Genomic DNA, 4,385 nt, shown 5'->3' on the forward strand with positions numbered 1-4,385 from the left:
CTCCACGAATCGACGCCACCGATTCCACCGGAGCCGGGGACGCCTTCGTCGGCGCACTGGCCACCGCGCTCGCACGCGGCGACGATCTGCCCGCCGGGGTGGCCGTCGCGACCGCCGCCGCCGCGCTCGCGGTCCAGTCCCCCGGCACTCATACCGCCTACCCCAGCCACGAGCAGATCATCGCCGCCCTCGGCACCGTCCCCCCGGCCGCCCAGCTGCCCTGATCACTCCAGCCCCGCAAAGGATTTCGATCGTGCGATCCACCGGAATCATCCATGCTGACCTACTGTCGGCTCTCACCTCGCTACGTCACACCGATCTGTTCGCCGTCAGCGACTCCGGCCTCCCCGTCCCCGCCGACATCCCGGTCATCGACCTCGGAATCAGCTACGGCCTCCCCCGCTTCGAGCCGATACTCGACCTCATCCTGAGTGAGGTCACCGTGGAGGCGGCCTGGGGCAGTAGCGACGTCACCGTCCACAACCCCGACACCGCCACCCTGCTCACCACCCGCCTACAGGCGAAGCTCCTCGACCACGCCGAGTTCAAGGCCCGTATCGCCCAGTGCCGCTTCGTGGTTCGCACCGGCGAGGCACAGCCCTACGCCAATGTGCTGTTGCGCGCGGGGGTGCCGTGGTTGTCGACCTGACGCGCCCACGGCAGTCGCAACAACGGGACCGGTCGGATATTTACGGCTATATCATCTCTCCCACAAGGGAATTCACCGCGAATGAGCTTTCGAAACGACCATGCTTCCGCACGCTCACTATCTATACTTCATTGCAGCGCGATATTTCGAGCATGGCACTCGCCTTCGGCTCGACACCTACCGGGACCCGAATTCCGCAGCACGCTGCGCGGCACCTGCGGACCGCAATCGGCGCGGTCCGCGAAGCCCTGAAGCAACGGAGCTTCGCCACAGCTCCCGGGGATACGCCTCGGGGAGGCAAGGAAGGTGATCAGCATGCCCGATATCGACCTGGGCCTGGCGACCGACTGGAACGAAGGGGACACACACGGCCGAATCCGGCTGCGGCAGAACCAATGCTACCCGGAATCACCGAAGAAGGACGTTCTCATCAGCTCTCCAGTGAGCATCGAACTCTCGGTCAACACCAATTACAGCACCAGCCAGGAAGCCGACAAGATCTTCTTCACTACCCACCACGGCAGTACGAAGAAGATCATCGCCGTATTGGATTCCGACGGCAACCTCTTCATCGCCGGGCGGCTCATGCAGGAGATCAGAGATCTGAAGTACAGGTAGTCGACACAATTCCGTCCCGATAACGACCGTGCCACTCGCCCGCGCTCGGAGAGCCCGTCGAGTGGCACGGCCACCTGGTCGTACGGCCTGCGAGAACCGCTACCGAGGAGCGCTCGGATTGGCAACCTCGTCCGGAATCGACGGGTTCGGAGTGACCGTGGCGCCGTCCGAGCCGAGCGTGAAGGTGATGACAGCCGGACCGCCGGACGGGCAGCAGTTGGCGTCGTCACCCTTCAGCCAGCGGTATTGCACCTGCACGGCGCGGTCGGAGGAGCCGACGACGCTCGTGTACGACGTGGCCTTGGACGTCGCGGTGCCGAGGTAGCCGTCGTGGTTGAAGAACAGTACGTGGTACGGCGAACTGGCCGTGCCCCCTGGCGTCGTCGCCAGCACCCAGAGCAACTCCGGGCAGGAGCCGATCGCCGCATCGGTAGAGCTGTCTACACTGTACGGATCGCCGCCCACCGACGGCCCGAGCGAGCCGATCGCCGCGCCGACCACATCCGAGCCCGGATCGAGGCACAGACCGTTGCCAGCGGTAGCCGGAATGCCGTCGGCCGGCGGACTGGTCGTCACCGGCGGCTGGTCCGGCCGCGACGTGATCGTCGGCGCGGCGGTCCCGGTCACCGTGCCCGGCTCCGAGGGGCCGGGTGCCGGCGAGCCGGGCCCGGGCGGTGTCGTGGCGTCCTCGCAGCCCGCGACCGCACCGGCCACCAAGAATGCCGCCAGCCCCGTACCGATGAGTTTGTTCATTACATTTCCTCCCGATTTTTCGTCCCCACTCGGGTGTCGGTCCGGGAAGGCCGCCGGTTACGCCCCCAATTGCATGGTCATACCGCAGCAAGGTCGAAAAACGCAGTACACCACCGTGATTGCCCTACTACGCTACCGGGCCAACCGGCGACGACCTGACGTTGCTCAGCCGAGTCGCGGCGGCTTCGTCGAGTCGACCGCCGGTGTGGTCGACGGCCTCGGGGTCGGCGATACCGGCTGGCGGTCGGCGTCGCCGAACCCCCGAACCGAAGCGAGGCCGGCGACCGCTGGACGACCTCATCGGCCACCACATCGTGCCTGTGAACTGACCGTGCTCGCCGTCGACCGTGTACCCAGCCGGAAGACGGTCCCGGACGGCCACCGATTGCCCCGAACGCGGTTCGGTAGATCGGCGGAGCGGATCAGGCCGTGGCCTTCGGGACGACCGCGACTCTCCCACATGATCATGGAACGGATCGACGTCGAGGTCGACGTGCGGGCGATGAGTCCTGGTCAGTGCTGGGTGTCGGTGCTGAGGGCGGGCCACAGGGTGGCGGTGATTTTGTCGGCGAGTCCGGCGCGGGTAGTGGCGTCCTCGCCGCGCAGGAACGCCCCGAAGTAGGCGCCGAAAACCATGGTGGCGACGGTGTGGGAGTCGATGTCAGGCCGCACCGCGCCACGGGCGACCAGCTGCGCCAGGACCTGTTCGACTTGGGAGACGCGGGGTTCGACGGCGCGTGTCACGAGGTGGTTGAGGAGTTCCGGGACACGGTCGGCTTCGCTGATGAATCCGCCCTGCAGGACGATGGCGTCGGGGTTGTGGTAGCAGGGGTCGACACGGCGTATGGCTTCGGTGAACGCCTCGCGCGGGGTCAGCTCGTCGATGGGACATGGTGGGGTGACGGCGGTTTGGGCGCGTAGCCCGTAGTCGAGGGCGTCGATGACGAGTTCGAGTTTGCCCGGCCAACGCCGGTAGAGGGTGGGGCGGGTGACACCGGCGTCGGCGGCGATGTCGCCGAGCGCCATGCGGGTGTAGCCGTCGGTGACCAAGCGGCGACGTGTCGCGACGAGGATGGCCTCGTCGACGGCGGGATCCCGGGGTCGCCCGCCGCGCGAGCCGGACCTTTCGGCCCGTGGCTGGTTGCCGGGTTCGGTGTGCGGGCGGGTCATGGCCTCCCTTTCGCTACGACGTTGCGTTACAAGACTGGACTGTAACCCTCAGGATGTGTGCGGCGGCGGCACGGCAGGCGACGTGCGTTCTTCATCTCGATCGTCACAGCGGCGGTTCCTTGCCGCATCCTGTTGTCGCACGGTGGTCCGGCGCGGTCACTCCGTCGGCGCGGGGGTGGGCCGGTAGAACACCAGCAGTTGCGCGGTCCCGGCGGCGAGCCCGCCCACCAGAGCCAGGGCGAGCCCGGTCCAGCCGGTGAGCACCGGGTGGCCGAACAGCAGTTGTTCGGCGCTGACGCGACCCGCACCGAGGGTGGCGACAGCGACGGCGGCCAAGGCGATCAGGAAGTTGTATTCCCAGCCGGAGTCCATGACGTAGAACCCATTGCGGCGGTGCACGGTGACGACGGCGACCAGCATCAGCGCCACGAACGCCGACGCGGCGGGGGCGGTGAGGAATCCAGCCGCGAGGGCGAGCCCGGCGCCGACCTCGGTGGCGGCGGCCGTCCGCGCGTGCAGCGGACCGGGTGTCATCCCAAGACTCTCGAACCAGGCCGCGGTCCCGGCCAGCCGCCCACCGAGAAAGATCTTGTGACAGCCGTGCGCGATCAGCATCGCGCCGAGTCCGGTGCGCAGCCCCAGCACGGCGATGTCGAACGAATCCATGTGTGCCCCTTGGTGATTACCGGCGCGCGATGGCGGTGCCGTGGATGGAGAGGGAAGGGTGCCGGTGGGCGGGCAGCGACGCCGATGCCCGCCCACCACCGCAGACCCGGACGGTCAGCGGGTGCCTCGGTGGGCCTGCTCGACAAGGTCGGCGACGGCGTCGGGGTGGCTGAGCATGACCGCGTGCGAGGAATCGACCTCGGTGACGGTGGCGCCGGCGCGTTCGGCCATGAACCTTTCCAGGCTCGGCGCGATGGCGTGGTCCTTGGTCGCGACCAGTGCCCAGGACGGGACGGTCTTCCAGCCCGCGGCCGTGGCCGCCTCGCCGAACGCCTCGGCGGCGACCGGGCGCTGCGAGATCGCCAGGTAGGCGGCGGTGGCGGCGTCGACGTCGGCAGCGAATGCGGTGCCGAACCGGGCGTGGTCGAGCCAGACCTCGGCGCCGGTGGAGCCGTCCGGGCGGGTGAATTGGAAGACCTGCTGCGGCAGCGACGGCACCGACGCGTCGGCGTGCGCTTCCAGGAGCCCG

7 protein-coding genes are annotated in these 4,385 nt (G+C 68.2%); 3 read left to right on the forward strand and 4 right to left on the reverse strand.

All coding sequences use genetic code 11. From position 1 onward, the window contains the following. The 3 genes from QK444_RS32980 to QK444_RS32990 all read left to right on the forward strand — a co-directional run. The coding region (locus QK444_RS32980; RefSeq protein WP_282785965.1) for a PfkB family carbohydrate kinase at nt 1-224 on the forward strand (224 nt) is incomplete at its 5' end. 29 nt (nt 225-253) lie between these two features. Then, nucleotides 254-649, forward strand: a complete 396-nt coding sequence (gene rbsD, locus QK444_RS32985) for a D-ribose pyranase (protein ID WP_282785966.1) — start codon at nt 254-256, stop codon at nt 647-649. A 315-nt stretch (nt 650-964) separates the two neighbouring features. Continuing rightward, entirely contained in the window at nt 965-1,267 is a 303-nt protein-coding gene (locus tag QK444_RS32990) for a DUF6342 family protein (protein ID WP_282785967.1), read from the forward strand. A gap of 99 nt (nt 1,268-1,366) precedes the next feature. Here the strand turns inward: QK444_RS32990 and QK444_RS32995 are convergent, their stop codons facing one another. The 4 genes from QK444_RS32995 to QK444_RS33010 all read right to left on the reverse strand — a co-directional run. Then, on the reverse strand, nt 1,367-1,894 hold the full coding sequence (locus QK444_RS32995; protein ID WP_282785968.1) for an LppP/LprE family lipoprotein: 528 nt from the start codon (nt 1,892-1,894) through the stop codon (nt 1,367-1,369). A 639-nt stretch (nt 1,895-2,533) separates the two neighbouring features. Next, complete coding sequence (locus tag QK444_RS33000) at nt 2,534-3,190, reverse strand: TetR/AcrR family transcriptional regulator (protein ID WP_282785969.1); 657 nt, start codon at nt 3,188-3,190, stop codon at nt 2,534-2,536. Nucleotides 3,191-3,346: 156 nt separating this feature from the next. Further along, entirely contained in the window at nt 3,347-3,856 is a 510-nt protein-coding gene (locus QK444_RS33005; protein WP_282785970.1) for a DoxX family protein, read from the reverse strand. 114 nt (nt 3,857-3,970) lie between these two features. After that, nucleotides 3,971-4,385 (reverse strand): alpha/beta hydrolase (locus tag QK444_RS33010; RefSeq protein WP_282785971.1); only part of this gene is annotated, 415 nt, incomplete at its 5' end.

The sequence above is a fragment of the Nocardia sp. CC201C genome (assembly GCF_030010695.1).
Taxonomy (GTDB): domain Bacteria; phylum Actinomycetota; class Actinomycetes; order Mycobacteriales; family Mycobacteriaceae; genus Nocardia; species Nocardia otitidiscaviarum.

What these genes read in the sequence shown, in the direction of transcription:
- QK444_RS32990 (WP_282785967.1), top strand. Translation starts at nt 965, where the DNA reads ATGCCCGATATCGACCTGGGCCTGGCGACCGACTGGAACGAAGGGGAC.
- QK444_RS33000 (WP_282785969.1), bottom strand. Translation starts at nt 3,190, where the DNA reads ATGACCCGCCCGCACACCGAACCCGGCAACCAGCCACGGGCCGAAAGG.
- QK444_RS33005 (WP_282785970.1), bottom strand. Translation starts at nt 3,856, where the DNA reads ATGGATTCGTTCGACATCGCCGTGCTGGGGCTGCGCACCGGACTCGGC.